Annotated in this window: 25 protein-coding genes and 3 tRNA genes; 13 read left to right on the top strand and 15 right to left on the bottom strand. The window is 66.7% G+C overall.

Translation table 11 applies throughout. The annotated features are described in order from the left end of the window. The first annotated feature begins 60 nt into the window (after positions 1-60). Positions 61-3,036 (top strand): TonB-dependent receptor, encoded by a 2,976-nt coding sequence (locus tag AC1RKE_RS01315; RefSeq protein ID WP_348683600.1) that lies wholly within the window; start codon positions 61-63, stop codon positions 3,034-3,036. A gap of 39 nt (positions 3,037-3,075) precedes the next feature. Next, positions 3,076-4,902, top strand: coding sequence for a Ca2+-dependent phosphoinositide-specific phospholipase C (locus tag AC1RKE_RS01310; RefSeq protein WP_348683598.1), 1,827 nt, complete (start codon positions 3,076-3,078; stop codon positions 4,900-4,902). 125 nt (positions 4,903-5,027) lie between these two features. Here AC1RKE_RS01310 and AC1RKE_RS01305 read toward each other — a convergent pair. The 7 genes from AC1RKE_RS01305 to AC1RKE_RS01275 all read right to left on the bottom strand — a co-directional run bounded on the left by AC1RKE_RS01305 (position 5,028) and on the right by AC1RKE_RS01275 (position 9,336). Beyond that, a tRNA-Ser gene (locus AC1RKE_RS01305) sits at positions 5,028-5,117 on the bottom strand. Positions 5,118-5,204: 87 nt separating this feature from the next. Beyond that, positions 5,205-6,101 (bottom strand): NUDIX hydrolase, encoded by an 897-nt coding sequence (locus AC1RKE_RS01300; protein WP_348683603.1) that lies wholly within the window; start codon positions 6,099-6,101, stop codon positions 5,205-5,207. A 55-nt stretch (positions 6,102-6,156) separates the two neighbouring features. Further along, the gene (locus AC1RKE_RS01295) at positions 6,157-6,750 is read right to left on the bottom strand and encodes a YfbR-like 5'-deoxynucleotidase (protein WP_054766983.1); all 594 of its coding nucleotides are present in this window, start codon (positions 6,748-6,750) and stop codon (positions 6,157-6,159) included. 144 nt (positions 6,751-6,894) lie between these two features. Further along, positions 6,895-7,707: a methyltransferase type 11 gene (locus AC1RKE_RS01290; protein WP_348683596.1), complete on the bottom strand. Its 813-nt coding sequence runs from the start codon at positions 7,705-7,707 to the stop codon at positions 6,895-6,897. Between the two features lie 57 nt (positions 7,708-7,764). Continuing rightward, entirely contained in the window at positions 7,765-8,625 is an 861-nt protein-coding gene (locus AC1RKE_RS01285; RefSeq protein ID WP_348683594.1) for an AAA family ATPase, read from the bottom strand. 64 nt (positions 8,626-8,689) lie between these two features. Next, the gene (locus tag AC1RKE_RS01280; protein ID WP_054766076.1) at positions 8,690-8,887 is read right to left on the bottom strand and encodes a hypothetical protein; all 198 of its coding nucleotides are present in this window, start codon (positions 8,885-8,887) and stop codon (positions 8,690-8,692) included. Positions 8,888-8,898: 11 nt separating this feature from the next. After that, on the bottom strand, positions 8,899-9,336 hold the full coding sequence (locus tag AC1RKE_RS01275) for a hypothetical protein (RefSeq protein WP_054766075.1): 438 nt from the start codon (positions 9,334-9,336) through the stop codon (positions 8,899-8,901). Positions 9,337-9,493: 157 nt separating this feature from the next. On the opposite strand from AC1RKE_RS01275, the gene flbT reads away from it, so the two are divergent. Together flbT and flaF are read left to right on the top strand one after the other, a co-directional pair. Beyond that, on the top strand, positions 9,494-9,916 hold the full coding sequence (gene flbT, locus AC1RKE_RS01270; RefSeq protein ID WP_348683592.1) for a flagellar biosynthesis repressor FlbT: 423 nt from the start codon (positions 9,494-9,496) through the stop codon (positions 9,914-9,916). After that, complete coding sequence (flaF, locus tag AC1RKE_RS01265; protein ID WP_054766073.1) at positions 9,876-10,241, top strand: flagellar biosynthesis regulator FlaF; 366 nt, start codon at positions 9,876-9,878, stop codon at positions 10,239-10,241. Before flbT ends, flaF begins: the two co-directional genes overlap by 41 nt. Before the next feature lie 245 nt (positions 10,242-10,486). Here the strand turns inward: flaF and AC1RKE_RS01260 are convergent, their stop codons facing one another. The 7 genes from AC1RKE_RS01260 to AC1RKE_RS01230 all read right to left on the bottom strand — a co-directional run bounded on the left by AC1RKE_RS01260 (position 10,487) and on the right by AC1RKE_RS01230 (position 16,517). Further along, on the bottom strand, positions 10,487-11,125 hold the full coding sequence (locus tag AC1RKE_RS01260; protein WP_228184364.1) for an exopolysaccharide biosynthesis protein: 639 nt from the start codon (positions 11,123-11,125) through the stop codon (positions 10,487-10,489). A 101-nt stretch (positions 11,126-11,226) separates the two neighbouring features. Continuing rightward, entirely contained in the window at positions 11,227-11,415 is a 189-nt protein-coding gene (locus AC1RKE_RS01255) for a DUF3008 family protein (protein ID WP_228184363.1), read from the bottom strand. A 29-nt stretch (positions 11,416-11,444) separates the two neighbouring features. Then, a complete protein-coding gene (locus AC1RKE_RS01250) occupies positions 11,445-12,608 on the bottom strand; it encodes an isovaleryl-CoA dehydrogenase (protein ID WP_395942394.1) in 1,164 nt (387 codons plus the stop codon). A gap of 81 nt (positions 12,609-12,689) precedes the next feature. Next, positions 12,690-14,531, bottom strand: coding sequence for a lysozyme (locus AC1RKE_RS01245; protein WP_348684871.1), 1,842 nt, complete (start codon positions 14,529-14,531; stop codon positions 12,690-12,692). Between the two features lie 69 nt (positions 14,532-14,600). Further along, positions 14,601-16,019 (bottom strand): magnesium transporter, encoded by a 1,419-nt coding sequence (gene mgtE, locus AC1RKE_RS01240; RefSeq protein WP_054766068.1) that lies wholly within the window; start codon positions 16,017-16,019, stop codon positions 14,601-14,603. A 65-nt stretch (positions 16,020-16,084) separates the two neighbouring features. Then, a tRNA-Leu gene (locus AC1RKE_RS01235) sits at positions 16,085-16,169 on the bottom strand. A gap of 96 nt (positions 16,170-16,265) precedes the next feature. After that, the gene (locus tag AC1RKE_RS01230; RefSeq protein ID WP_183217073.1) at positions 16,266-16,517 is read right to left on the bottom strand and encodes a FliM/FliN family flagellar motor switch protein; all 252 of its coding nucleotides are present in this window, start codon (positions 16,515-16,517) and stop codon (positions 16,266-16,268) included. Positions 16,518-16,582: 65 nt separating this feature from the next. Between AC1RKE_RS01230 and lipB the strand changes: the two genes are divergently transcribed. The 4 genes from lipB (at position 16,583) to AC1RKE_RS01210 (ending at position 20,129) form a co-directional block, all read left to right on the top strand. Further along, entirely contained in the window at positions 16,583-17,299 is a 717-nt protein-coding gene (gene lipB, locus AC1RKE_RS01225; protein WP_201462792.1) for a lipoyl(octanoyl) transferase LipB, read from the top strand. Between the two features lie 126 nt (positions 17,300-17,425). Next, positions 17,426-18,910: a hypothetical protein gene (locus tag AC1RKE_RS01220; protein ID WP_348685207.1), complete on the top strand. Its 1,485-nt coding sequence runs from the start codon at positions 17,426-17,428 to the stop codon at positions 18,908-18,910. A 74-nt stretch (positions 18,911-18,984) separates the two neighbouring features. After that, on the top strand, positions 18,985-19,485 hold the full coding sequence (gene msrB, locus AC1RKE_RS01215; RefSeq protein ID WP_287396518.1) for a peptide-methionine (R)-S-oxide reductase MsrB: 501 nt from the start codon (positions 18,985-18,987) through the stop codon (positions 19,483-19,485). Positions 19,486-19,532: 47 nt separating this feature from the next. Beyond that, positions 19,533-20,129 carry a hypothetical protein gene (locus AC1RKE_RS01210; protein ID WP_287396510.1) on the top strand — a complete coding sequence of 199 codons (597 nt, stop codon included), beginning with the start codon at positions 19,533-19,535 and terminating at the stop codon, positions 20,127-20,129. Positions 20,130-20,190: 61 nt separating this feature from the next. Here the strand turns inward: AC1RKE_RS01210 and AC1RKE_RS01205 are convergent. Further along, a tRNA-Thr gene (locus tag AC1RKE_RS01205) sits at positions 20,191-20,265 on the bottom strand. 110 nt (positions 20,266-20,375) lie between these two features. Here AC1RKE_RS01205 and AC1RKE_RS01200 point away from each other — a divergent pair. The 5 genes from AC1RKE_RS01200 to infA all read left to right on the top strand — a co-directional run bounded on the left by AC1RKE_RS01200 (position 20,376) and on the right by infA (position 23,240). Continuing rightward, positions 20,376-20,573, top strand: coding sequence for a hypothetical protein (locus AC1RKE_RS01200; RefSeq protein ID WP_182715012.1), 198 nt, complete (start codon positions 20,376-20,378; stop codon positions 20,571-20,573). A 103-nt stretch (positions 20,574-20,676) separates the two neighbouring features. Further along, positions 20,677-21,969: a UDP-N-acetylglucosamine 1-carboxyvinyltransferase gene (gene murA / locus AC1RKE_RS01195; RefSeq protein ID WP_287396509.1), complete on the top strand. Its 1,293-nt coding sequence runs from the start codon at positions 20,677-20,679 to the stop codon at positions 21,967-21,969. Then, positions 21,969-22,454: a DUF2948 family protein gene (locus AC1RKE_RS01190; protein WP_348683852.1), complete on the top strand. Its 486-nt coding sequence runs from the start codon at positions 21,969-21,971 to the stop codon at positions 22,452-22,454. Before murA ends, AC1RKE_RS01190 begins: the two co-directional genes overlap by 1 nt. Next, positions 22,451-22,918, top strand: coding sequence for a UPF0262 family protein (locus AC1RKE_RS01185; RefSeq protein WP_287396506.1), 468 nt, complete (start codon positions 22,451-22,453; stop codon positions 22,916-22,918). The genes AC1RKE_RS01190 and AC1RKE_RS01185 overlap by 4 nt, the downstream gene beginning before the upstream one ends. 103 nt (positions 22,919-23,021) lie before the next feature. Further along, positions 23,022-23,240 (top strand): translation initiation factor IF-1, encoded by a 219-nt coding sequence (gene infA / locus AC1RKE_RS01180; protein WP_008261544.1) that lies wholly within the window; start codon positions 23,022-23,024, stop codon positions 23,238-23,240. Positions 23,241-23,246: the final 6 nt, after the last annotated feature.

Here is a 23,246-nt window from a genome sequence, read left to right as displayed (position 1 = left end):
GCAAGCGCGCTAAGCGTTGCGTCTTCGTTGTTCGCTACCCTGGCTCAAGGCGCCGTTCGCTTGAAACCGCCCGCACGATCGACGCCGTTCGATGCGCTACGGGGAGGCGTCGCCGCCGCCGCTCTGGCGATCGTCGCCCTCGGCGGCTGGGCCCCGGCCGCCCGGGCGCAGGATCGCGCGCAGGTTTTCGACATCCCCGCCCAGGACGCGCGTCGCGCCTTGGTGCAGCTCTGTGTTTCGGCGGGCTGTGACCTGGCCTTTCTGACGCCCATGGGCGAGGCGCGGCGCACGCGAGCGGTTCGCGGGCAAATGTCCTGGCGCGCTGCGGCAGACCAGATGCTCCAAGGCACCGGCTTGCGGCACCGTTTCATCGGCGACCGGGGGCTGCGGGTCTGGATGGAGGCTCAAAAGCCCGCCGAGATCCCGCCCATTCCCGCCGCAGAGCTGGAGTCGATCACGGTCGTGGGGCGGCTGTCGGAGCAGATCGAGGAATCCTTGCGACGCAAGGCGGCGGCGGACGTCATCCTGGACAGCGCGTCCGCGACCCGGATCGGCGAACTTCCGGCGGCGAATCTGGCTGAGGCCCTCCAGAGAGTGCCCGGCGTGGCCATCGAACGCGAGGTGGGCGAGGGGCAGTTCGTCAGCGTCCGGGGGCTGGGGCCGCTGTTCCAGTCGGTGACCCTGAACGGAGGGCCAGTCGCCTTCAACGAGAACATCCGCAACTCGACCCAGAGCGGTCGGCAGTTCCGCTTCCGCGCCCTGTCGGCCGATCTCCTGGCGGGGGCTCAGCTCACCAAGTCGGCGACGCCCGATCTGATCGAGGGCGGGATCGGCTCCAACATCGACATCGAGACGATCGGCGGCCTGGACGGGGATCCCTTCCTGAGCTTCAGGGCGGGCGCCTCCGTGGAGGCGCGAACGGGCCGGCCGGAAACAGACGTCTCCCTCGCGGGCCGGTTCGTGTCCCAAGGCGGCGCATGGGGTTTGGTCGGCGGCGTGTCCCAGGAGGGGCGGTCGGTCCTCTACGACCGTTTTCAGGTGGGACGCTATACGCCGGTCGTCGTCGAGGGGCAGCCGGCGGTCGCCCCCAGCGATGTGAGGACGACGGTCGAGCACGAGGATCGGCTGAGGCGCAGCCTCTTCCTCGGCGGAGAGTGGCGGGCGTCGCCTTCGCTCAGGCTGCGGTTCGACAGCCTCGTCTCCACCTTCGACAACACCATTCGCGAGGACCGGATCGCCTATGGGGTCGGCGCCCTTCTGGAGACGCCCGGCGCCACGGCCACGGTCACGGACGGCGTGGTCACGGCCGGCTCGATCCGGGCGGGCGTGATCGACAACAACACGGAGTTCTCCGCCCAGGCGCATCTGAACATCGTGGTGTCGGGCAGGGCGGATGTGGTGCTGGGCGATTGGAGCCTGACGCCGCGTTTCAGCCTGTCCCGCGCACGATCAAAGCTGGATACGCCGCTGGAGAGGATCTCCTTCCGTTCGTTACAGGCCCCCGCCTATGCGTTCGACGTCAACGGGGCGGCGAGCGGCCGGCAGGCGGCTCTGCTTGCGACCGATCTGGACCTGACCGACCCGGCCGGCTTCGCCTTCAAGCGTTTGGGCGTGCGCGCCATCGAATCCGTCGACGAGGACCTGACGGGCCTCCTCGATCTGCGGCGTCCCGTGTCCGTCGATCTGGGCAGGACGGTCCTGACCGAAATCGCCTTCGGCGCCCAGATCAGCGATCGGTCCCGCGATTACCAGAGACGCGACCGTGAGGCCGCGCTTCGGCCGGGCGCCGTTATGACCCCCGAGTTTCTCGGATTTCGCGTGGCCGACGACGTGTTCGATTCCCTGATCGACCGGCATCCGGGGTCCTGGATCGCCGCCGACTTCGACCGGTTTCAGCAGGCCTTTCGAATCCCAAGGGAAAGCGAGGAACTGGCGGTCGGGCCCGACGCCCTGGTTCCCACGGGGGCTGATCTGCAGAACTCCTATCGCGTCGGCGAGCGTGTCGGGGCTCTTTACGCGCGAACGGATTTCGAGGGAGAGGCGGGCGGCGCCCCCTTCTCGGGCAATCTGGGTCTTCGTCTGGTGGCGACACGCACGGCGGTGGACGGCGCCTTTCTGAACGCCGGAGAAAGCGGCGGCGCCGCCATTCGTCCGGTCTCCAAGGTCGGGACCGACGCCGCCCTGCTGCCCAGTTTCAACATCGCCTTCGATCTGGATCGGGGCCGGCGCCTGCGGCTGGCGGCGTCCCGCACGATGACGCGGCCTTCGCTGGCGGACCTGCGCCTGGCAACTGTGCCCGCCAGCTCCCTTGTCTCGAACATCTACGAGCGCGGGCAGGCGGAGATCGACGCGCCGTCGCCCGGCTCGATCTTCACCGGGGTCGGCGGTAACCCGGATCTCAGCCCCTATATGTCGACCAATCTCGACGCCTCGTATGAGTGGAGCTTTCCGCAGGGCGCGCTCAGCCTCGCCGTCTTCCACAAGAGCATCGATGACTTCATTGGGCTGGTGGAGGCGCCGGAGATGCTGGTGTTCGAGACCCGCGCCGGTCCCCTGGTGCGGGCCGAGGTGATGATGTCGCGGCCGGCCAATCTGGGGCGCGCGGTCAGCCGGGGAGTGGAGGTGGGGCTCCACCGGCGGCTTCCGTCCGGTTTCGGCCTGTGGGCCAGCGGCACCTTCACCGACGGACACGGGCCGGAGGGCCGCAGCCTGGCCGGGGTGTCGCGGCTGGCCTATTCGGTCAATCCCTTCTTCGAGCGGGGGCCGGTCGCGATCGGCCTGTCTTGGTCATGGCGCTCCGCCTTCCGGTCCGAGGCGGACATGCAGGGGGGAGGGGTTACGGATTTCACCGTCGGCCCCGCCGGCTATCTGGACGCCCAGGCCTCGTTCGAGATCGGGTCCGGCGGAACCCTGGTCGTCGCCGCCTCAAACCTGACCGATACGACCGACCTCGCCTACGAATACGACACGCGGCGCCTGCTCCAACTGGGCCGCGTCGGCCCCAGCCTGACCGCCAGCCTGCGCTGGTCGCTGTGATCCCTTTTCCCTTCCGTTCGTGACTTCCGAGGATTTTCGATGCTCAATCTGATGGCGGCCCTGATGGCCGGTTCCGCTCTGGCGGGCGCGGCGCCGGCCTGCGACCTGACCGCAGCCGATCTACGCGCGGCCGGCGGCGACCCCTGCGCCCCGGCCTGGATGGATCGCAATCTGGGCATGAACGATTTGACGGCGGTGGGCGCCCACAACAGCTACAAGCTGCCGATCCCGGCCGCCGAACTTCAGGCCATGATCGCCGTCAATCCCGGCGCCGTGGCTCTGGACTATTCCCATCGCCCCCTGACGGAACAGTTGGACGCCGGGGCGCGCCAGATCGAGATCGACGTGCTGAACGATCCGCAGGGCGGGCGCTACGCCCATCCCCTGTCGGCCCTGGGACGGCCGGGCCAGGGCGCGCCGGTCAGCGCCGCCTTCGCGGAAGCCATGGCCCGGCCGGACTTCAAGACCCTGCACATGCCCGACGTCGATTTCCGCAGCACCTGCCTGACCTTCGTGGCCTGTCTGACGGAGATCCGCGACTGGTCGCGCGCCCATCGGGACCATGCCCCCATTCTGATCATGCTGAACGCCAAGACGGGCGGCCCCGCCATGCCCGGCGGAACGACGCCGCTGGATTTCGACGCCGCCGCCTGGGACGCCCTGGACGCCGAGGTGCGGTCGGTGTTCGACGCCGATCACCTGATCACGCCCGATCAGGTCCAGGGGGAGTACGCCACCCTGCGTGAAGGGGTTTTAGCCGGAGGCTGGCCGCGGCTGGGCGAAGCGCGCGGCAAGGTCTTCTTCGCCCTGGACGAAGGGCCCGAGAAGGTCGCCGCCTATCGCGGCGCGCGGCGCTCGCTGGAAGGCCGGGTCTTCTTCGTCAACACCGATGAGACCTCGCCCGCCGCCGCCTATCTGACCCTGAACGATCCAGTGGCCGAGCAGGGGCGCATCCAGACGGCCGTCCGCGCCGGCTTCATTGTCCGCACCCGCGCCGACGCCGACACTCTGGAAGCGCGAACGGGGGACGTGACTCGGCGCAGCGCCGCCTTCGCCAGCGGGGCGCAGTATGTGTCTACCGACTATATGACGGCGGATCCGCGTTTCCCTGCCTATCAGGTGCGACTGACCGGGGGTGCGGCGGCCGTCTGCAATCCGTTGCGGACCGAAAAACGGTGCGACGGGCTCGCCGTGGAGCTGACCGACGAAGGGACGGAGCGGGGCTATCTGACCCCGGTGGAACGACCGGATCTGACCCAGGTGCTGGCTCCGCCGCCCCCACCGGGTTCGCCCCGCGCCGTCGCCGACCAGGGCGTGTTCCGTCAGACCCGCGCCCTGAGGGGCACCCCGCGTTGGGCGCTGGCGACCTCGGACGTGTCGGGCGAAATCTATGACGACTTCGCAGAGGCCCTGGGGATGCGGCTGACGCCAGAGACCGCGCCGGTTCTGACCGCCTTGCTGGATCGGGCGGGCGAGGACCGGTCCGTGGTCGGCGACGCCAAGACCCACTGGGGAACGAAACGGCCCTACATCGGCACGGACCAGCCGATCTGCGAAGCCAAGACCGAACATCTGGCGGGCAACCCCGACTATCCGTCCGGCCATTCGGCCCACGGCGCTCACGTGGCCATGATCCTGGCGGAACTGGCGCCCCAGCGCGCCGACGCCCTCTACGCCCGCGGCCGCGCTTTCGCCGAGAGCCGTTACATCTGCGGTTCTCACAGCTACAGCGCCGTCGAGGCCGGCATATTGTCGGGCATGGTCATTTACGGCGCGGAACAACGCTCGGACGTCTTCCGCCGCGACATGGAGGCCGCGCGCGCCGAGGTCCAGGCCGCGTTGGCGCGGGCCAGCCTGGCGCAATAGGGGCAGCCCCGCCGGTCGAAAGACCGGCGGCTCCCTGGGCGCAGGGCTCCGAAACATGCAGTGTTCGAATGCAGTTCTTCTGTTCGGTGAGGCGGGGCCCGCCTCGCCTCGGGACGGCAGGATGATGGCGGAGAGGGTGGGATTCGAACCCACGGTACCCTTCCAGGCACGCCGCATTTCGAGTGCGGTACATTCGACCACTCTGCCACCTCTCCGCGGCGCATCAGTCGCTTGGTCGAGCGAGCGGCTTCTCTAATGGCAGAGCGGCGGCGCCGCAAGCTGTCTGTGAAAGAAATCCGAACCTATCTTTGCGCCGGCAGCGACAGGCCGGGCGCGGCGCCGGTTTCCGGGTCCAGGCCTTTGAAACGAAACAGCTCGGCGGGGCGGCCGCCCGTGGCCGACGACATCCGGCCGGTGGGCTCGACCAGGCCCGCGCGTTCCACGGCGCGGCGGAAGTTCTGCTTGTGCAGTGTGAGACCGGAGACGGCCTCGGCGGCCGCCTGAAGCTCGGAAAGGGTGAAGGCCTCCGGCGTCAGGTCGAACAGGACGGGCCGGTACTTCAGCTTGCTGCGCAGCCGACCGAGGCCCGTGGCGAGAATGCGCCGGTGGTCGGAGCCCATGACGGCGCCGGGGAGGGGCGGGAGATCGTGCGGCGTCTGTCGGGCGTCGCGCCAAGCCTCCGCAACCAGGCGCGCCTCATAAAGAAGTTCATAGCGCTCCAGAACGCGCTCCTCGTTCCAGCGATGATCCGGCGTCAGGGCGAAGAGGGCCCGGGCGCGGCCCAGGCGGCGTTCATCCGCCCCGGCCCAGCGAAGAAGGGCGTCGATCACCGAGCCATGCAGAGTCGATCGGCCGCAACGCCGATCCTCCCAGGGGAAGATGTCGAAGACGGGGGTCCATTGGGCGTCATGGGCCGGCGGGGTGGCGGCTTCCGAGGTCAGGGCCAGATAGCCGACCGACACCTCGCGCATCTGGTCGGGGCCGGGCGCTGCGCGGGGCGAGGCGCGGCCCGCGTCGCCGAAGGTGTAGAGCTGTTCGACGAAGCCGAGCCGGAACCCCGTCTGATCGGTCACGAAGTCGCGCAGCGCGCGCTCAAAGGTGCGGTCCCGCGCCGGGTCGAAAGGCCCGAACGGCAGGGCGCGGACGCCGTCTTCCGTCTGGGTGGTCAGGACCACGGCCCGACGGTCCTTCAGCGTCATGACGACGGCCGACAGACCGATTCTCACGCCCTGATCCGTCGGCCCGGTCACAGCTCTATTCCGTGTGCCAGGCGTCGTCGGCGGGCAGAAGGCCCACGGCCTTGGCCAGCACCTGATACCGCTCCAGATAGCGCGCCTGGGCGAGAGAGGCCGGCAGTGGCTCTATGGTCAGGCTGTATCCGGGCGGCGGCGCGCCGAAGAAGCCGAGCGATTCCTTCTCGCTGAAACCCGCCAACTGCGTCGCCTCGAAATAGGCGCAGGCCTTGTCCGCCTTCTTGATCAGGGTCTTGATCGTTTGGGGCGTCTTGGGCGGCAGGCCGTAGCGGACGTGGATGGCGGCTTCCAGCCGCGCCTCGAAATCCTTGTAGCCGGACCCCAGGGCCGCCTTGAAAGGCGAGATCATGTCGCCGATGACATATTCTGAGGCGTCGTGCAGCAGGGCGGCGAGGCGCCATTTGGGATCCAGCCCCGGCTTGATGTGGGCGGCGATCTCCTCGACCACGACGCTGTGCTGGGCCACCGAAAAAGCGTGCTCGCCGATGGTCTGGCCGTTCCACCGCGCCACCCGGGCCAGGCCGTGGGCGATGTCTTCGATCTCAATGTCAAAAGGAGAGGGGTCGAGCAGATCCAGGCGTCGGCCCGACAGCATGCGCTGCCAGGCGCGGACTTCGGTCTTCTTCTTGGGGCGCTCGGCCAAATCGTCGATCCTGCTCGCTGGTGGGCTGGTCAGGTGACGCAAAGCGCCGTCAGGATCAAGGCGTCCGGCCGTCGGCGCTTGTTTTCGGCGTGGATTTCAGTCTCCGACGTTCAGGGCGATCAGATCCTTGGCCGTTTCGAACACCCGGTCGTGCCGTGACTTGGAGCGAACCGTGGCGATGACGAGCGGGCCGCCGGCGGGCCCACGCGCCTCGAAGCCGACCTGACGCCATGCGCCCGCCGGCACGTCGTCGTCCGCCAGGATGAAGCTGGCCCGCGTGGCGTCCCCTGGCGCCTGGGTGCGAATCTGGGTGGTTTCGCCGTTAGAGTCGATCTTGACGCTGCTCTTTTCGGTGCGGACGCCTTCGCCGTCCTTGGACTGGATGTTGATGCCCGCGATGCGAACGCTCGCGCTGTCGCCCCGGGTCTCGATCTGAAGCCCCGGAAGCTTGACCGAGGCGTCATCGCCCTTGGCCTGGATGTTCACGCCGGGCGCGGCGACAGTGGCCTCTTCCGCTCCGTTTTCCGTCTGGCGGGCGTCGATACGCACCGCCGCCTGGGGCATGTCCGACGAGACGCGGCGTTCGTATTCGCGCAGCACGTCCTCGGCGGACCGATCTTCAAGCTTGACCAGATAGAGCACCACCTCGGCGCCGCGGGGGCCGCCGTAGGTGCAGGCGGCCCCGCCGGGGTCTGCAAAGCCCTTGCGCGTCAGCACGCCCAGCGTTTCGGGGCATTTCAGACCTTCGACGACCTTGAGCACGCCGGGCTCCACGTCATTGGAGGCGCTGGTCGTCGTGGTCTTGGTGATCCGAACCGCGTTTTCGCCGTCACAGGCGACCAGGCCTGCACCGAGCCCGACGATCGCCACGCCGGCGGTCAGCAAACGATACGGGAGTGTAACGCTCATGGTCTCTATTTTTGAGCCATCGAAGAGAGTGGTCCAGTGAAATCGCGGTAATGCCGCTCAGCCGCCCGGGCGCGCGCCGTCTCTGCGGCCCAGGAAGGCCAGGCGTTCGAACAGGTGAATGTCCTGCTCGTTCTTGAGCAGGGCGCCGTGCAGGGGCGGGATCAGCTTGTTGGGCGTCTTTTCGCGCAGGGTTTCCGCGTCAATGTCTTCGACCAGCAGCAGCTTCAGCCAATCCAACAGTTCGGAGGTGGAGGGCTTCTTCTTCAGGCCGGGCGTGTCGCGGATCTCGTAGAAGGTCTTCAACGCTTCCGCGACCAGGCGCGGTTTGATGCCCGGAAAATGGACGTCGACGATGGCCGCCAGGGTCTCGGCGTCGGGAAAGCGGATATAGTGGAAGAAGCAGCGGCGCAGGAAGGCGTCCGGCAGCTCCTTCTCATTGTTCGAGGTGATGATGACGATGGGCCGGACCTCGGCGCGGATCGTCTCGTCGATCTCCTGAACATAGAACTCCATCCGGTCGAGTTCCTGCAACAGGTCATTGGGGAATTCGATGTCCGCCTTGTCGATCTCGTCGATCAGCAGGACGGGGCGCGTCGGGGATGTGAAAGCCTCCCACAACTTGCCCTTCTTCAGATAGTTGCGGACGTCCTGAACCCGCGCCTCGCCGAGCTGGCTGTCGCGCAGCCGGCTGACGGCGTCGTACTCATAGAGTCCGTTATGGGCCTTGGTGGTCGATTTGACGTGCCAGGTGATCAGGGGCGCATCGAAGGCCTTGGCGACCTCATAGGCCAGCACGGTCTTGCCCGTTCCCGGTTCCCCCTTGATCAGCAGCGGACGTTCCAAGGCCACGGCCGCATTGACGGCGACCTTCAGGTCGGCCGTTGCGATATAGCGATCAGTGCCTTCAAACCGGCTCATGAAAAAACCCGCCTCGTGAGTGCCACGAAGCGGGTTAGCCGATCGGCAATCGCCTGAACAGCGATCAGGTGATATGTTTTGGCGAGATGGGATCGCTGGCGGGGAAGGTCTCTTCCACGCTCTCGTCGATCAGCGCCTCCTCGCGCCCTTCTTCCGGATTTACGCGGTGTTCCAACTGGTCGGGCTTGCCTTCGCGCGGTTCGACCCTTTTGGCGTGGGGTGTGTCCGTCGAGGCGTCTTGTTTAGCGTTCGCGTCCTGCATGTGCGCTCCTTTCAGGATTCTTGCGTGCGGGCGTCGTCGGCGCCGTAGCCGAGCTGTTCGATATCGTCGTCGTCGAGGCGTCGCGCCTCCCAGTGCGCCGCACTGGCCTGGGCGCCGCGCTCATTTTCCATCAGGCCCGAGTAGACCAGTTCGACTTCGCCCTCGGCCGCCAGATCATTGCTGTCGGCGTCGGACTGATTGACCTTTTCGCCGTCCATGCCGAGCAGGGCGTCCGCCTCGCGCTCGATCCCGTCCAGGGCCAGTTGATCGTCGATGTCGAGGTCGTCCTCGTCGAAGGCGTCTTCGTCCGCATCGCCGTCGGCCTGGGTGACGTCAAGAATTTGGTCAGCCTCATCCAGCAGAAGGTCGCCTTCGCCTTCATCGTCCAGATGGGTTTCGTCAAAGACCTCGGCCTGTCCCTGATCGTCCTGATAGTCCATGTCGGGCATGGTCGCCTCCTGTCTGGTGACGAAACGTCGCCCCGAGGCAGGTGTTCCGCGCAGGCTGGGGACAAGGGATGATTAACCCTCAGCCTTTAAGGTTTCGAATCGTTAGGGGCGGTCCATCTTCGATCGGTTCCGACCTGCTGAAGGAGTTCGGTCGTCAATGGCTTTGAAACTGTCGTTGAAACCCGGCGAAAAATTCGTGTTGAACGGCGCGGTGGTTCAAAACGGCGACCGTCGCGGCGTTCTCATCCTGCAAAACCGCGCCAGTGTTTTGCGTGAAAAGGACATCATGCAGGCCGATGAGGTCACGACCCCTGCGCGCCGCATCTATTTCCCGATCATGATGATGTATCTGGACGAGGCGTCGGCGTCGAAATTCTACGACGAGATGGCCCTCCGCATCACCGAATTCATGGGGGCGACCAAGAACCCGGACGTCTTGGCCGAATGTGTCGCCGCCTCGCGCTATGTGCTGCAACGCGAATACTATAAGGCCTTGATGGCCGCCCGTAAGATTGTCGATTACGAAGAGAAGGTGCTCAATGTCGCTTCAGGCGTACACAGCGGCGGCGACGCGGGCTGAGACGCCCCGCGACCTGGAATACCGGCTGTTCGGTCAGGTCACCCGGGCCTTGGTTCAGGCTTCCAAGTCTGATGAGCGCGATCTGGCGACCCGGATCGACGCCCTGGATTGGAACCGGCGTCTGTGGTCGACCTTGGCGGCGGACTGCGGCGATTCCGCCAATGTCCTGCCGCAGGCCGTGCGCGCCCAGATCATCTCGTTGAGCCTGTTCGTCAATCGTCACTCTTCTTTGGTCATGCGCGGAGAGGAGTCGTTCGAGGACCTGATCGACATCAATCGCATGATGATGCAGGGCCTGGCGCCCGGCGCGCAGCAGGCGGCCTGACGACCGACTTCACGAAATCGCGAAGCCTATTGGCGCAAGGCCTTGAGGCGTCTTACCTTTCGAGTCCCTGTTCAACAGTCGAAAGGAGGTGATCCAGTGTCTCATTGTCATCAATCGCGTGCGGTGGCCGCGACCCTGGTCCTCGTTGGAGGCCTGGCCTGATCCTTTCGGGCTGAGTTGCGGTCCGGCCGTTCGCGGTCAGACAATGAAGGGCCGTCGCGGCGACGCGGCGGCCCTTTTGTCGTTCAGGGCAGAACGCCCGAGAACCATCCGGCCGCGTGATGGGCGATCTCTGACACCGTGTGCCAGATGAGGAACAGGTAGAGGCCGCAGGCGCCGGTCGCCAGAGCGCCTAGAAGAATGGCGATACCGTCTCTCTGCATCATGCCCAGGGCGAAGAAGACCAGGGCGATGCCCGGCAGGGCGTCTCCGAACGGAATCGGCAGGGCCATGATCAGCGCCAGCAGGACGCAGACGAGGCCGGTGACGGTATCGGCGACTTCACCGGTCAGAAGGGGAAGGCGCGGCTGGGTCAGGTTTTCGACATAGCGCACCGTCTTCATGATCCGCGACACCCCCGCGCGATAGGCGGGACGGCTGATGGAGGTGCGCAGCGCCCAGCGCGGCAGCCAGATCGAACTGCGCTGAAAGGCCAGTTCCAGCGACATCAGAATGATGGGCACGGCGAACACCGCCTTGCCGCCCGGCGGCCACGGCAGCAGGGCCAGCATCGACAGGATCAGTATCATGGCCCCGAAGCCCCGTTCGCCGAAAGCGGCGACCAGCTCTTCCAGCTTCAGTTTGGGGTCGTCGCCTTCGCCCAGTTCCTCGATCACGTCGGAGAAGAGCCGCAGGTCGTCGTTCGGCTTGTCTTGGGCGGGCATCAGCGGCGGGCTCGGCGAAAGGAGTTCGCCCATTTAGGCGCACAGAGGTTTCACCGCCACTTACGGAACGGCAACAATGCCGAAGAATCGCGCCGAACCGGCTATTTCTCGGCCGCGTGTTCGGGTTTGCCCTTGCGTTCGGTGTGGGCGAAGTCTTCCAGCTGTTTTTCCGTCATGGACTCGGCCATGGACTTGGACGCGCCCTTCAGCTCCGACTTGGGCGTGTCGCCGCGCTTGGCCGACAGGGCGGCGCCGGCGGCCTTCTGCTGGGCTGCGGATTTTGCGGGCATGGGTGTCTCCTTCCGTCCGGAAGAAGCCGTCAGCCGCCCAGCAGTTCCCGACCGATCAGGAAGCGACGAATCTCGTTGGTGCCGGCGCCGATGTCGTACAGCTTGGCGTCGCGGACCAGGCGTTCGACCGGCCACTCCTTGGTGTAGCCCGCGCCGCCCAGGGCCTGAACCGCCTCAAGCGTGACCTTCACCGCATTTTCGGACGCCAGCAGAATGGCGCCGGCGGCGTCGTAACGGGTGGTCAGACCGGCGTCGCAGGCGCGGGCGACCGAATAGACATAGGCTCGCGCGCTGTTCAGGGCGACGTACATGTCGGCCACCTTGCCCTGCATCAGTTGGAAGCTGCCGATCGGCTTGCCGAACTGTTTGCGGTCGCGGACATAGGGCAGCACCACGTCCAGGGCGGCCTGCATGATGCCCAGAGGGCCGGCGGCCAGCACAGCGCGCTCATAGTCCAGGCCGCTCATCAGCACGCCGGCCCCGCCGCCGACCGGGCCCATGACGTTCTCCTCGGGAACCTCGCAGTCTTCGAACACCAGTTCGGCGGTGTCGGAGCCGCGCATGCCCATCTTGTCCAGCTTCTTGGAGACGCTGAACCCCTTCATGCCTTTTTCGATCAGGAAGGCGGTCACCCCGCCGTTGCCGTCGCCGGTGCGGGCGTAGACCACCAGGGTCTCGGCGTGGGGGGCGTTGGTGATCCAGAATTTGGTCCCGTTCAGGACGTACCGGTCGCCCCGCTTTTCGGCCCGGGTGCGCATGGACATGACGTCCGAGCCCGAACCGGCCTCGGACATGGCGAGCGATCCGACGTGTTCGCCGCTGATCAGTTTGGGCAGATATTTCTGTTTCTGCTCAGGCGTGCCCCAGCGGCGGATCTGGTTGACGCACAGATTGGAGTGGGCGCCGTAGCTGAGGCCGATCGAGGCCGAGGCCCGCGACACCTCCTCCATCGCCACGACATGTTCCAGATAGCCCAGGCCAAGGCCGCCGAACTCTTCCTCGACCGTGATCCCGTGCAGGCCCAGTTCGCCCATCTCGGGCCAGAGTTCGCGGCGGAAGGCGTTGGTCTCGTCAATCTCGGCGGCCAAGGGCGCCAGTCGGTCGGCCGCCCAGCGCGCGGTGGTGTCGCGAATGGCGTCCGCGTTCTCGCCGAGGCCGAATTCCATGGATTGGGGTGCGAAGGGAATGCTCATGCCATTCGGCGTAGCATCGCGCACGGCCTTTCGCAAAGCGCAGGACGACCTGTCCGTTTCAGCCTGTGACGATTCCGTCCGTCAGGCCGTCGGATCCGTCGGGCGGCCCCAGCGCTGGAACAGGTTGTAGCCCGAAACCCCGACGCACGCCAAGGCGATGATCGCCAGAACCCAGCCGATGACGGCGGTCTCGCCCCCCGTCGAATTCGACGCCTGTCGGAAGGCCGCCATGGCCGCGCCGAAGGCCAGCATGCCTATGCCGCCCATCACCAGGAAGGTCGCGGTTTCGCTCCAGTCGAACCGTTTGTCGGGCGTCGCCTCCTGGTCGATCGACGGATGCAGGCCGTCCTCCCGTTGGACCTCCGCGTCGAACAGGGCGGTCTGATCGAGGTCGGTGAATCCCGTCGCATCGGTCGCGGCGTGGGGAGGCGGAGCGGCCTCCAAACGCCCCGCCGACGCCTGCTCGCTGTCCGGCTCGGGGGGCGGCTCGGTCGGGGCGATCAAGAACATGGGCACCTGAACCGTCTGTTCCTCCACGTCGGGCGCATCGGCGGATGCCAGGGTCGGCGTGGGGCTCGGGGCGTTGGACGGCTCGAAGGCGGGCTGATCGACGGAGGCCGCTTCCGCCTCGGCGGCCGGCGCCGCCACAGCCTCCTCCGGAACGCTCACGCCGTCGTCGTTCGCCGGCTCCGCTTCTGCGGCAAGGGTCTCAAGCGGGACGGGCGTCAGGGGCGCCGGGACGGCTGAGGCGGAGGCAGCCGGGGGCGACGGGGGGGGCGAGGAGAGGAGGGCGAGCGGTCCGGTCACCCGGATCGCGTAGGGAGAATAGAAGACGGCCGCGCTGGGCGCCGGGCGGGCGGCAGGGGACGCTGAAGCCGGCTCCGATGAGGCAGGCTCGGGTTCGTCCGACGCTGTGGGCTGTTCGAGGGCCGGAGCGACGAATTCTCCTGCGTCGGCCTCGACCGGGGGCTCGCTTGTTTCCGCCTCACCATCTGAAGATTCGGCAGGCCTAGGCACGGCCTTGGCCTCTTCGGGTTCCGCCTCGACGGCCGGCTCGTCCAGAAGAAGCGCAACAGAGGATTCGGCAGGGGGCGAGGCGGAGTCTGCGCACGGCTTGCCCGCATCGACCGAAGGTTCGACCGTCGTCACCGGCTCGGCTTCCACCGGTTGAGCTTCGCCGTTCGCCATGGGGGTTTCGGCGTCCTGGCTCGCAGGTGCGTCCGCGGCGTCGTCTGCAGGATGAGACGCCTGATCGGGACCTTCGTCGACCTCTTCATCCGCTTGCTTGAGATCCGACTCGTTCAGCAGGGCGGATATTGCGCTTTCCCACGTCATGGGCTCCGACGCGTCATGGGCCGGAAAAGGCGCGACATCGACCGCGTCGAAACCGGTCGAACCGGCCGCCTCCGTCGTCTCCAAGATCGTCGCCGTCGCCGGGGGCAGGGGAGCGGACAGCAGATCGGCAAGGGAGACCGGGGCGTCCGGATTGGCGACGAACAGGGCCCGTTCGGTCGCGCGGCGACGCGGGGGCGACAAGGGGCCGCCGTCGTCGATCCAGGCGGCCAGGGCTTCGGCCGCAGCCTGGGTCTCACCAGCGTTCAGTCGCCTCAAGACCTCGGAGGAGCGGAAGCGATCCACCCCGATGGAGAAGACGAAACTGGCGAGGGCGTCGTACTGGTGCTGGTTCAGCGGCGCCTGGACTTCGTCGATCGCCTTGACGACAGGCAGCAGGTCGTACTGCAACAGCAGTTCAGCATCGACTTCCGAAACGGTCAGCCCCTCGCGGGCGGACGCCGTATGGCCATAACCGATCATCCAGCGGCCGTCGTCGCGCTGGATCGCCCGAGGACGGAAACCCTCGAAGCTCTTGATCAGAATGACACCCTCGCGGGAGATCTTGGTCGGTTTCAACGTGTCTGACACAGGTGTTGCCCCAAAGCGAGACGACGGCTCGGCCCTGAGCCGTCCCGCAGCAAGCCTGGGGCCAAGCGTTTACAACAGAACGATCGTCGCAAGACCCAGGAATATGAGGAAGCCGAAGAAATCGGTCGTGGCGGTCACGAACACCGCCGAGGAGACGGCGGGGTCGAACTTCAGCTTCGACAGGGTCAGGGGCGTCAGAACCCCGATACAGGCCGCGACCAGCAGGTTCAGGATCATGGCGGCGGCGATGACGACGCCGATCTTCCAGTCCTCATCTCGGAACCAGATCCCCGCGGCGACGCCGATCAGGGGCGCCAGGATCAGGCCGTTGGCCAGGCCCACGACCAGTTCGCGGAAAAACGTGCGGGTGGCGTTGGCGGAGTTCAGTTCGCGGGTCGCGAGGGCGCGGACAGTGACGGTCAGAGCCTGGGTGCCTGCATTGCCGCCGATGGCCGAGACGATGGGCATCAGGACCGCCAGGGCCACAATTTGTTGGATCGTGCCCTCGAACAGGCCGATCACGCTGGCGCCCAGGGCGGCGGTCGCCAGGTTGATGGCCAGCCAGGGCACGCGACCGCGCACGATCTCGGTCACGGACGAGCCGCGATCCTCGTCGGAGACACCGGCCAGACGCAGGATGTCCTCGCGGTTCTCTTCCTGAATGATGTTGACGATGTCATCGACAGTGATCTGGCCGACCAACCGGCCGGCCGCGTCCACGACCGGCGCCGAGATCAGATGGTATTTTTCGAAGATGTAGGCGACCTCTTCCTGGTCCTGATCGACCGCGATCTCATTGATCGGCTCCATCAGGTCGGACAGGGCGGCGCTGCGGGGGGCGCGCAACAGGCCGCTAATCGGCACCCCGCCGACGGGGCGGTTCAGCGGATCGACCACATAGATGTCGAAGAACAGCTCCGGCAGGTCGTCGCCCTGTTTGCGGATATGGTCGATGGTGTCGCCCACGCTCCAGAACTGGGGCGCCGCCATCACCTCGCGCTGCATCAGGCGGCCGGCGGACTCTTCCTCATAGCCCAGGCTGCTCTCGATCGCGGCGCGGTCGACGTCGGGCATGGCGGCCAGGACGCGTTCGCGCTGGTCGTCTTCCAGATCCTCGACCACGGCGGCGGCGTCGTCGGAATCCAGTTCCTGTAGGGCCTCGGCCAGGGTGCCGTGCGGCACCCGCTCCAGCACTTCTTCCCGAATCCCGTCGTCCAGCTCCGGCAGGGTCTCGGCCAACAGTTCCGGCGGCAGCCACAGCACCACGACCGCGCGGTGCTCAGCCGTCAGGAAGCCCATCAGATCGGCGACGTCGGCGGGGTGCAGATCCTCCAGCAGCGACCGCAGTCGCATGCCGTCGCCGTCGTCGGCGGCGTCCACGACTTTTTCGACGAATTGGGGCGTGAGGACATAGTCCTCGTCCAGGGCGGCGTGGTCTTCGGTTTCAGGCGCTTCGGCTGGAGCAAAGGCGGTGTCCGTGGTGCTCACGTGGTCGCCTCCCTTGGTAGAATGTCCAGCCGTAGTTAGCCGATGAATCGCCCTGTTTAGCCAGATGGTGCGGTCGAGAAGACTCGAACTTCCACGGGTTGCCCCACAGCGACCTCAACGCTGCGCGTCTACCAATTCCGCCACGACCGCTCGCATCGGAGCGGCGGCGAATAGACGAAGCCGCTGGAAAAGGAAAGTCTCTCTTTTGAGCCGAGCGCGCTTTGTGCGGTTGACGCCGTTCGGACGTCAGGCCGCGCCGGCCATGAAGTCATAGACGTCGGCGGGCCGGGTGACGGTGATGGCGATCCGGTCGTCGCGAATCTCGATCTCGCCGCGCGCGACGGGGTGGTTGTTCGCCAGGATCCAAACCTCGTCGCCCTCGGAGGCGTCCAGCGGAATCACCGCGCCCCGACCCATCTTCAGCAGTTGGGACATCGGCAGCACCATACGCCCCAGCACGACTGAGATTTCGACGTTTACGGCGTTGATCTGGGACACGGGCGCTCTCGTTCACTAAGAGGTCGTCCCTTGCGGAAACGCCTCCGCCTGCACATTGAAGCCTTATGCTTGCCGACCCGTTAAGTCCCGACCTTCAGAAGCTGCGTCGCGGCGACGGCCGCCCGGTCGAATGGACCGTCTCTTCGACCTATGTCGATTACGCCGCCGCCGAGTCGTTCATGGAGGCTCGCGTCGCCGCCATCGCGGCGGGGGAGGCGGCGGAGCTGGTGTGGCTCTTGGAGCATCCGCCCCTCTATACGGCCGGAGTGTCGGCCAAGGACGAGGATCTGCTCGATGCGGCGCGCTTTCCCGTTCATCGCACGGGGCGCGGCGGGCAGTTCACCTATCACGGACCGGGTCAGCGCGTGGCCTATGTGATGCTGGACCTGAACCAGCGCGGCAAGGACGTGCGCGGTTTCGTGCGTGGGTTGGAGCAATGGCTGATCGGCGCCTTGGACCGGTTCGGCGTGGAGGCCGGGGTGCGCGAGGGCCGGGTCGGGGTCTGGGTCGAGCGCAAGGGCGCCGGCTGGTCGCGCGAGGACAAGATCGCCGCCATCGGCGTCAAGGTCCGCAAATGGGTCAGCTTCCACGGGATCAGCCTGAACGTGGAGCCCGACCTGGAGCATTTCGGCGGCATCGTGCCGTGCGGCATCCAGGACCACGGGGTGACCAGCCTGGTGGACCTGGGAATCCTGGCCACGATGGATGAGGCGGATGCGGCGTTGAAGAACAGCTTCCGACAGATATTCGGTCCGGTAACGGAAAGTTCCCCGCCACTCTGAGCCGTATCGGCGCTCGGCGAGGGATGCGACAATCGCGCCAAAGGGCGCCGATGGGGGTTGGCAAGCCCGGCGGCCATAAGGTTTAACGGCGCCACCTCGCTTTAGAATCCGAGCCCAGGAGCCTCCATGAACCGCTTGATCGCCGCCGCCTCGGCCGCCGTCATGTCCCTCAGTCTGGCGGCTGGAGCCGCATCGGCCCAGGATTTCCGCGCCCTGGCCCAGCAAGACCTTCAGGCCGCCCGTGACGCCCTGGCCGCCAACCATCCGGCCGCCGTCATTCCCGGCGCGCCGGGCGAAGCCTTCCGCAACTGGATCGACGCCGGTTATCAGGACGCCATGGGCCGCGTCGGCCGCGTCAACAGCGGGGACAGCCACGCCTATCTGTTGCGCTACTATGCGAACGGATTCCGCGATTCCAACACCGCGATCCGGCCGACCTATGAAGGGCAGGGGCCCTTCTTCGCCATCGGCTGGCCGGGCGTGACGACTGCCTGGCGCAACGGCGAATATGTGGTTTCCTACGTCAAGCCGGGCGTTCGGAACCTGCCGCCTGTCGGCTCGACCCTGGTCAAGTGCGGCGACAAGACTGCGGCTCAACTGGCCGATGAGCGGCTGGACCGTTGGGAAGGCGATCTGACGACGGAAGCCGGGCGCGTCCGCACCGCCCCCTATCTGCTGTGGAACCGCAACAACCCCTTCACCGGCGGGGTGCCGTCGCTGTGCAGCTTCAAGGTCGGGCGTCGGGAGCGCGAGTTCCAGATGCAGCCCCAACCCGCCGACGCGGCGTCGCTGGAAGCCGCCTATCGCGCGACCGTCTATATGCCGCCGGCGACGCCGCTGGCTGTCGAGACCGTCAACGGTCGTCCCTGGGTCCATGTCCACAGTCTGGCCGACGACGCCGGCTGGGACGCCTTCTTCGCCGCCGTCGAGGCGCAATTGCCGGCCATTCGCGGATCGCAGGGCCTGGTGATCGATCTGCGCGGCGCCAACGGCTCGTCGCTGAACGCCACCAGCCGGGGCTACGGCCTGGCCAACCGCATCTGGACGCCGGAGTTCACCGTCAGCCGCCAGCCGGAAGCCGGCTCCATCACCTATCGCGCCACCCCGGCCAATCGCCAGTGGTTCGTCGACACCCTGGGCCGCATGCAGGCCGATCCTCGCTTCGTGCAGGAATCCAGCGCAGTGATCGACCAGACCCAGGCCATCGTGGCGGCCTTCGATTCGGCCCTGGCGGCCAACCAGGCGACCTTCACCATGCCGGGTCGTCCGTCCGTGCCGGACACCGGCGCGGTCAATCCGGTCGCCGGACCCGTGGTCGTGCTGGTGGACGCCGGCTGCAGCGGGGGCTGCCTGGACACCCTGGACCTGCTGACCCGCCTGCCGAACGTGCGTCTGGCGGGATCGACCACGGCTGAGGACACCATCTTCATCGAGCCGACCGTGCTGCGTCTGCCGTCGAACTACGCGGAACTGACCTATGGCCATAAGGCCTGGACCACCCGCCAGCGCGGCAATGACGCCCCGTACACGCCGACGCAGGGCCTGGCTTACGCGGGTGATGCGGCCGACGAGACGGCCGTGCGCGCCTGGGTCGCCAGCCTGTTCCAATAGGACGTCTCGGCGATCGGATCTGAAGGGGGCGGGTCGGGGTGGAACCTCGGCCCGCCCCTTCCTATTTCGGGGTCATGACCGATATCGACCTTTCCGATTCCCGAGCCCCCCGACACTCCTCGGCCGGCTATGATCTGACGCCGCCCGATGATCAGGAACGCGCCCGGCTGGAGGCGGACCTGAACCCCGAGGAGAAGCGCGTCCTCCTGTCCCACGGCACGGAGGCGCCGTTCTGCGGAACCTTGCTGGGCGAAAAGCGCGCGGGCGTCTTCTGTTGCCGGGAATGCGGCCTGCCCCTGTTCCGCAGCCGCACCAAGTTCGAAAGCGGAACCGGCTGGCCCAGCTTCACCGAACCTGTCGATCCGGCCCACGTCCATGAGGTGCGCGACACCAGCTACGGCATGATTCGCATCGAGACCCTGTGCGCCCGCTGCGGCAGCCACCAGGGCCACGTCTTCCCCGACGGCCCGCCGCCGACGGGAAACCGCTATTGCATCAACTCGGTCGCTCTGACCTTCGTGCCCGAAGGCGAACCCTTGCCGGACCCGTTGCGACGGGGCGACGGAAACGCCTGACCATGGCCGCAATCGGCGTGCTAGGATGAGGCGGAAGGAGACGGCCCATGCTGATGGCAGGACTTGTGGCGAGCTTGGCGCTCGCAGCTTCGGGCGCAGGCGCGGACGGCGATCCTGACGGCGTCGTCGCGACCGCCCCGACCAACGCCCCGACCCTGGCCCAGGCCATGGCCGCCGCCCCGGAAGCCGCTGCGCCTGCGCCGACCGCGCAGGACGCTCAACCCCATGGGATGACGACGGAACAGCAGATCCAGGCCTGGCTCAGCAACAGAACGCCCGGCGTGGATTTTCAGGAGCCCCTCCCTGAAGGCCCCATGGACGACCGCCAGATGCACGGCATGGTCGAGGCGGGTGTCGGCACCGGCGGCTATCGCAGCTATGGCGCCGCCGTCTCGATGCCGATCGGCGAAAACGGGCGTCTGGACCTGGCCTATCGCGAGGGGCGCAACGAACCCTGGGGGTACGGCTATGAGGCCTACGGCTATGGACTTCGGGGGCCTGGTTTCTATCCGCCTTACGGGCGGGTGCGCGGCTACGGCGGCGATTCGAGCCGCAAGTCCCTGTCGATGGGCTTCAGCTGGAGCAAGGACCGGGACGCTGAAGACGGCGCGGTCTGGCCGCGAGGCGCGACGGCTTCGGACTGAAGCGGCGCGGCCTTCCATCAAGCAAAAGGCCCGGCTTTCGCCGGGCCTTTTTCGTCTCAGATGGTGCCGCCGGGGGGAATCGAACCCACGACCTCAGCCTTACCAAGGATGCGCTCTACCACTGAGCTACGGCGGCCCCGACTGAGGAAGCGGCCGTATAGCCAAACCGTTCGGGGGAGGGAAGCGGCTTTTTGACGATCTGAAAGAAAGTTTGGACAAGCCCCGTTATCACGGCATTCTAAGCCCATGACTCGTCCGCCGCACGACACCGACACCCCGCCCGTCGAGACATCGCCCAGCTTGACGCCAGAGGGCGGCGCGTCGTCCGAGGCGGCGCGGGCCAAGGCCGAACGCGCCATTCGCCTGGCGGCGGCCCTGCGCGCCAACCTGAGACGCCGCAAAGCGCCCGCCCGAACCCCGGCGGCGCCCAAGGACAGCAACTGAAAGTCATCGCCCGGCGGACGCTCCGCCCTTTGGCAAGCGCGCGCCGGCTTGCTAGAGAACCCTCCCCCCGAGGCGTTTCCTTCGGGCGCGCTTCAAGGACGTCATGGACAGTATCGCCATTCAGGGCGGCGCTCAGCTCTTCGGGGAGATCCCCGTCAGCGGCGCCAAGAATTCCGCCATCAAGCTGATGGCCGCCTCGATCCTGACGGATCAACCCCTGCTGCTGACCAATATGCCGAGGCTGGCCGACACCCGCTTCTTGGGTCAGTTGCTGCGCCAGTTCGGCATTGAGGTGACCGAGCGCGACGGCGCCGATGGGCAGGAAAGCCTGTTCCACGCCCAGACCCTGACCTCGACCTTCGCTCCCTATGACCTGGTCCGCCAGATGCGGGCCTCCTTCAATGTGCTGGGGCCGCTCTTGGCCCGCACCGGCGAGGCCAAGGTGTCCCTACCCGGCGGCTGCACCATCGGCGCCCGGCCGGTTGATCTGCATCTTCAGGCGCTCACGACCCTGGGCGCTGAGATCGAGCTGGAGGAAGGCTATGTGACCGCCAAGGCGCCGTCCGGCCTGAAGGGCGCCGAGATCGAGTTTCCGTTCGTCTCCGTCGGGGCGACCGAACACGCCCTGCTGGCCGCCGTTCTGGCCCAGGGCACGACGGTGCTGCGCCGCGCCGCGCGTGAACCCGAGATCGGCGATCTGGCGCGCTGTCTGACCGCCATGGGCGCCAAGATCGAGGGGATCGACACCGACGTCCTGACCATCACCGGCGTCTCGTCCCTGACCGGGACGACCTGGTCGGTGATTCCCGACCGTATCGAGATGGGCTCCTACGCCGTCGCCGCCGCCATGGCCGGGGGCGAAGTCCGGTTGACCAAGGCCAGGGCTGATCTGATCGGCGCCCTGACCGACAAGATGATCGAGGCCGGAGTCGAGGTGTCGCCGACGGACGACGGCGTCCTGATCAAGCGCGACCCCAAGGTCCGGCTGAAGGCGGTCGATGTCGAGACGGCGATCTATCCGGGCTTCGCCACCGATCTGCAAGCCCAGTTCATGGCTCTGATGACCACGGCTGAGGGCGTCAGCACGGTGCGGGAGACGATCTTCGAGAACCGCTTCATGCATGTGCCGGAACTGGCGCGGCTGGGCGCCGACATCTCCGTCCATGCGGGCGAGGCCCGGGTGCACGGCGTCGAGGCGCTGCACGGCGCCCAGGTCATGGCCACCGATCTGCGCGCCTCGATGTGCCTGATCATCGCCGGCCTGGTCGCCGAAGGCGAAACGACCGTCGGTCGCGTTTATCATCTGGATCGCGGGTTCGAGCGTTTGGAACAAAAGCTCGGCGCCTGCGGCGCGGAGATTCGGCGGATCAAGGGTCACAGCGAAGGGATGGAGTGATGACAGCGGAGATCGACGGCGCCCTGTCCGAAGCCAAGACGGCGGTCGAACCGCTGCGTCTGCTGGCCGAGGACGCCGACGATCTGCAGATCATCTCGGCCGCCCTTCAGGACGCCATACTCCGGCCGATCGACATCGTCTGGGAAAAGGGCGCGCGCACCCTGACCATCGCCTTCAGCCGCTTCTGTTGGGAATGCGGCGGAACCCGCGTCATGTCCGCCATGCAGTTCGGCGATGTCATGGGGGTAAAGAGCCGGCGGTTGCCGCGCAATCCGGACGCCACGCTGGAACTGCTGGCGCTCGACTTCATCCCGACCGAGGCGCCGAGCGGTCGGGTCATACTGATGTTCGCCGGGGGCGGTGATCTGAGAATCGACGTCGAATGCCTGGACGCCGTCGTCACTGACATATCCGAGCGCTGGCCGGCCCGAATGGCGCCGACACATTTGGACGACGCAGGGCTGGAAGAAGGGAAGACGGTATGAGCGGCCCCCACAAGCTGGCGTCCGTCGAGCTGGACGCCGCCACCCTGCCGGCGGCGACGGCCGAGATCGAGCACGAGCGGCGCGTCGCCATCTTCGATCTGGTCGAACGAAACAGTTTCGAACCCGTCGGCGCAGAGGGCGGGTCCTACCGGCTGAAGCTGTCGCTTCAGGACAATCGTCTGGTGTTCGACGTCACGGGCGAGGCCTTCGCCCGCACCTACGCCATCAGCCTGACGCCGCTGAAGGGCGTCATCAAAGACTATCTACTGATCTGCGACAGCTATTATGAAGCCCTGCGCGGCTCCTCGCCCAGCCAGATCGAATCTGTCGATATGGGTCGAAGGGGACTGCATAACGAAGGGGCGGAACAGCTGATGAACCGCCTGGAAGGCAAGATCGCAGTCGATCAGGAGACGGCGCGGCGGCTCTTCACCCTGCTGTGCGCCCTCTACCGTCGCGGCTGACCTCGACTATCTTGCCGTTTTGAGGCATTAGGCCCCTCCATTCCGCCCCTCGCGCCCGCCCGGCGTGGGGCTGAACGCATATCAACCGGGCGCGAGAGGCCGCATGGCTAAGGAAGAACTGCTTGAGTTTCCCGGCACCGTCAGCGAACTGCTGCCGAACGCCACCTTCCGCGTGACGCTCGAGAACGACCACGAGATCATCGCCCACACCGCCGGCAAGATGCGCAAGAATCGTATCCGCGTGCTGGCGGGCGACAAGGTTCTGGTGGAAATGACCCCCTACGACCTGACAAAGGGTCGCATCACCTACCGCTTCAAATAAGGAGCG

The sequence above is a fragment of the Brevundimonas sp. GW822-FHT03E11 genome (assembly GCF_058801445.1).
Note: the sequence above shows the minus strand (reverse complement) of the source record. Positions and strands in the feature narration are given on the sequence as shown.

Coding starts and splice junctions, on each gene's coding strand:
- AC1RKE_RS01300 (WP_348683603.1), bottom strand. CDS start 6,101: ATGACGCTGAAGGACCGTCGGGCCGTGGTCCTGACCACCCAGACGGAA.
- flbT (WP_348683592.1), top strand. CDS start 9,494: ATGGCTTTGAAACTGTCGTTGAAACCCGGCGAAAAATTCGTGTTGAAC.
- infA (WP_008261544.1), top strand. CDS start 23,022: ATGGCTAAGGAAGAACTGCTTGAGTTTCCCGGCACCGTCAGCGAACTG.
- flaF (WP_054766073.1), top strand. CDS start 9,876: ATGTCGCTTCAGGCGTACACAGCGGCGGCGACGCGGGCTGAGACGCCC.
- AC1RKE_RS01210 (WP_287396510.1), top strand. CDS start 19,533: ATGCTGATGGCAGGACTTGTGGCGAGCTTGGCGCTCGCAGCTTCGGGC.
- AC1RKE_RS01285 (WP_348683594.1), bottom strand. CDS start 8,625: ATGAGCCGGTTTGAAGGCACTGATCGCTATATCGCAACGGCCGACCTG.
- AC1RKE_RS01250 (WP_395942394.1), bottom strand. CDS start 12,608: ATGAGCATTCCCTTCGCACCCCAATCCATGGAATTCGGCCTCGGCGAG.
- AC1RKE_RS01295 (WP_054766983.1), bottom strand. CDS start 6,750: ATGCTGTCGGGCCGACGCCTGGATCTGCTCGACCCCTCTCCTTTTGAC.
- AC1RKE_RS01290 (WP_348683596.1), bottom strand. CDS start 7,707: ATGAGCGTTACACTCCCGTATCGTTTGCTGACCGCCGGCGTGGCGATC.
- AC1RKE_RS01220 (WP_348685207.1), top strand. CDS start 17,426: ATGAACCGCTTGATCGCCGCCGCCTCGGCCGCCGTCATGTCCCTCAGT.
- AC1RKE_RS01255 (WP_228184363.1), bottom strand. CDS start 11,415: ATGCCCGCAAAATCCGCAGCCCAGCAGAAGGCCGCCGGCGCCGCCCTG.
- lipB (WP_201462792.1), top strand. CDS start 16,583: ATGCTTGCCGACCCGTTAAGTCCCGACCTTCAGAAGCTGCGTCGCGGC.
- AC1RKE_RS01310 (WP_348683598.1), top strand. CDS start 3,076: ATGCTCAATCTGATGGCGGCCCTGATGGCCGGTTCCGCTCTGGCGGGC.
- AC1RKE_RS01200 (WP_182715012.1), top strand. CDS start 20,376: ATGACTCGTCCGCCGCACGACACCGACACCCCGCCCGTCGAGACATCG.
- murA (WP_287396509.1), top strand. CDS start 20,677: ATGGACAGTATCGCCATTCAGGGCGGCGCTCAGCTCTTCGGGGAGATC.
- AC1RKE_RS01185 (WP_287396506.1), top strand. CDS start 22,451: ATGAGCGGCCCCCACAAGCTGGCGTCCGTCGAGCTGGACGCCGCCACC.
- AC1RKE_RS01260 (WP_228184364.1), bottom strand. CDS start 11,125: ATGCCCGCCCAAGACAAGCCGAACGACGACCTGCGGCTCTTCTCCGAC.
- AC1RKE_RS01280 (WP_054766076.1), bottom strand. CDS start 8,887: ATGCAGGACGCGAACGCTAAACAAGACGCCTCGACGGACACACCCCAC.
- msrB (WP_287396518.1), top strand. CDS start 18,985: ATGACCGATATCGACCTTTCCGATTCCCGAGCCCCCCGACACTCCTCG.
- AC1RKE_RS01275 (WP_054766075.1), bottom strand. CDS start 9,336: ATGCCCGACATGGACTATCAGGACGATCAGGGACAGGCCGAGGTCTTT.
- AC1RKE_RS01190 (WP_348683852.1), top strand. CDS start 21,969: ATGACAGCGGAGATCGACGGCGCCCTGTCCGAAGCCAAGACGGCGGTC.